Origin of the sequence: Sulfitobacter sp. UBA4523, from assembly GCF_002388305.1 — a bacterium.
GTDB classification, from domain to species: domain Bacteria; phylum Pseudomonadota; class Alphaproteobacteria; order Rhodobacterales; family Rhodobacteraceae; genus Sulfitobacter; species Sulfitobacter pontiacus.
On the sequence record NZ_DGMH01000070.1, the window covers coordinates 1 to 1,999 of the forward strand.

General features: G+C 62.3%; 3 protein-coding genes. 2 read left to right on the forward strand and 1 reads right to left on the reverse strand.

The genetic code is table 11. From position 1 onward, the window contains the following. Positions 1-136: 136 nt before the first annotated feature. Complete coding sequence (locus B3849_RS16865; RefSeq protein WP_005851186.1) at positions 137-463, reverse strand: TIGR02300 family protein; 327 nt, start codon at positions 461-463, stop codon at positions 137-139. Positions 464-575: 112 nt separating this feature from the next. Between B3849_RS16865 and B3849_RS16870 the strand changes: the two genes are divergently transcribed. Both B3849_RS16870 and B3849_RS16875 read left to right on the forward strand, forming a co-directional pair. Then, positions 576-1,274: a M48 family metallopeptidase gene (locus B3849_RS16870; RefSeq protein WP_037943083.1), complete on the forward strand. Its 699-nt coding sequence runs from the start codon at positions 576-578 to the stop codon at positions 1,272-1,274. 56 nt (positions 1,275-1,330) lie between these two features. Next, entirely contained in the window at positions 1,331-1,981 is a 651-nt protein-coding gene (locus B3849_RS16875; RefSeq protein ID WP_005851189.1) for a GntR family transcriptional regulator, read from the forward strand. Positions 1,982-1,999: the final 18 nt, after the last annotated feature.

The following is a 1,999-nucleotide window of genomic DNA, read 5'->3' on the forward strand; positions in this document are numbered from 1 at the left end:
CCCAGCTGAGCTAAGGCCCCATCGTGGATCAGAGATCCGGGAAGTGTATCAACCATTCAAGGCCGATGCGCCGCTGAATAGGCGGTCGCGAAGGCGGGATCAAGAGGAAAATCTATCCCGCCCTCGCAAAATTCAATCAATCTTCGTCGTCGGATGCAACGTCGGCGATTTCTTCGAGTGGAACGGTATCATCATCGTCGTCGTCATCGTCCAGGATGTCGTCGTCCAGATCCACATCTACATCGTCGTCATCTACCAATGTCTCGTCATCATCCACATCGCCCTTCTTGGCTTTGGCGGTGACGGCATCTTCGGCATCTGCTGCGATCATGCGGGATTTGGAGTTATCCACCTCGACCACTTCACCGGAGTAAGGGCTGATGATCGGATCTTTGTTCAGGTCGTAGAACCGCTTGCCCGTTGTGGGGCACAGGCGCTTGGTTCCCCATTCTTCATTGGGCATCGAAGTCCCCTTTTTGAAAGTGTTGTTGCGTATAGATGATTCAGGCCAAGTGCCATATGAGATAGGCACTGTCAAAGGCAATCGCCACCCCATCGCGACCCGGAACCCTGAAATGCCTGATCCTGTCCTGCCCGGAAACCCGCCTATCCCGCTGATCCTGCGCCGCTCTGCGCGGGCGCGGCGGATATCATTGCGGATATCGCAGCTGGATGGGCGGGTGACGCTTACCATGCCGAAACGCTTGAAAGAGGCAGAGGGAATCGCCTTTGCCCGCGAAAAGGAGGCGTGGATTCGCCAGCATCTGGAAGCGCGTGGCGCTGATGTTCTGGTGGGCATCGGGGCCGAGTTTCCCTTGGGCGGTCGGATGCTGCGGGTTGAAGCCGGGCAGGGCAGACGGGTGGTGCTGGGGACCGATACGATTTCGGTGCCCGGCCCGGCGGCACGTGTGCCGACCCGGCTCGCCGCGCATTTGAAAGAGCTCGCGCGGGACCGGCTGACCGGGGCCTGCGACGATTATAGTGCGCTGCTGGGGCGGCCATACAGCAAGCTAACCTTGCGAGATACGCGGTCGCGGTGGGGGTCTTGCACCTCGGACGGGGGGCTGATGTTTTCGTGGCGCTTGATCCTGACGCCGCCCGACGTGCTTGATTACGTCGCCGCCCACGAGGTCGCGCATCTGGCGCAGATGAACCATTCGCCCGCCTTCTGGGCCGAGGTCGAACGGATTTACGGCCCCTATCAAGAGGCGCGCGGCTGGCTGCGCACCCACGGCAGCGACCTGCACCGGTTCAAGTTTACCGCGCAGACATAGACCTCGCCCGCGTTTGCGACATTGACGCAGCGGCGATTCGTGATCACAACGGCGATATGAACCTGAACCCTCGCCCCCTTGATGCGCATCCTTTGGCCCATGACCGTGTCTATCGGCAGTTGCGGACCCGCATCATGCACGGCGATCTGGCTCCGGGACAGGCGCTGACCCTGCGGGGAATCGGGAAGGAATACGAGGTGTCGATGACCCCCGCCCGCGAGGCCGTGCGGCGGCTGGCGGCGGAAGGGGCGTTGACCATGTCGGCCTCTGGCCGGATATCGACGCCGGAGCTGAGCAACGAACGGATCGAGGAACTGGCCGCCCTGCGTGCCCTGATCGAGGTGGAGCTTGCGAGCCGCGCCCTGCCACGGGCCCACCTTGCGCTGATCGACCGGATGCAGGCGATCAACAATGCCATCTCGGATGCGGTGATCCACCGTGACGCGGTGAGCTATATTCGCACCAATCTGGAGTTTCACCGCACGCTGTACCTACGGGCGCAGGCCCCTGCGATGCTGGCGATGGCGGAAACGGTCTGGCTGCAGATGGGCCCGACGATGCGGGCGCTTTACGGGCGGCTCAGACGGACAGAGCCGCCGCATTTTCACAAGCTGATTATCGCGGCGCTGCGCGCGGGCGACGAACCCGGTCTGCGGCTGGCAGTGCGCACCGATGTGACCCAAGGTCTGCGGATGCTGGCGACATGATGCACCAGCGGGCGGCGG